The sequence below is a fragment of the Hymenobacter amundsenii genome (assembly GCF_002204745.1).
Lineage (GTDB): Bacteria > Bacteroidota > Bacteroidia > Cytophagales > Hymenobacteraceae > Hymenobacter > Hymenobacter amundsenii.
This window is the reverse complement of record NZ_NIRR01000112.1, coordinates 1-537: the sequence shown is the minus strand read 5'-3', so window position 1 is coordinate 537 and position 537 is coordinate 1. Positions and strand designations below refer to the sequence as shown.

Sequence of the window (537 nt, the reverse complement as noted above, 5' to 3'; positions counted from 1 at the left end):
CGTTGCCGCAGTATTGCCCGCCGCGGTCGGAGTGGACGATGAGGCCCGGCGTGGGCGGCTGGGACCAAAAAGCGCGTTGCAAGGCACTGGTCACCAGTTGTTCGGGCATCGTCGCCCCGACCTGCCAGCCCACGACCCGCTTGCTGGCCATGTCCTGAAAAGCGCACAGGTAGGCCCACTCGCCGTTGGCCAGCGGCAGATACGTGATGTCGCTGACCCAGACCCGGTTGGCCTGGGTGGGCTTGGGCTGGTCCAACAGCCGGTTCGGGGCGCAGCCCAGGCCGTGGGCCGAGTCGGTCGTGCGCGGGGTAAAAGCCTTGGGTTGCAGCGCGCGCAGGCCCCGGCGGCGCATGGCCGTGCGCAGGCGCTGACGGCCCACCCAGTAGCCCTTTTTGCGCAGCGCCACCTGGAGGCGGCGCGTACCGTAACAGCGCTTATGGACCCCGAAGACCTTGACCAGGGCCGTTTCCCATGCCGGTTCTGGCGCAGCGACGGCCGGCTGTTGCGCGTGCTGCCAAGCGTAATAGCCGCTGGCGG

General features: G+C 69.1%; 1 protein-coding gene. It reads right to left on the bottom strand.

What is annotated here, in order from left to right; all coding sequences use genetic code 11:
* Positions 1-537: IS3 family transposase (locus CDA63_RS20170; RefSeq protein WP_126547000.1), on the bottom strand; the 537-nt coding region annotated here is incomplete at both ends.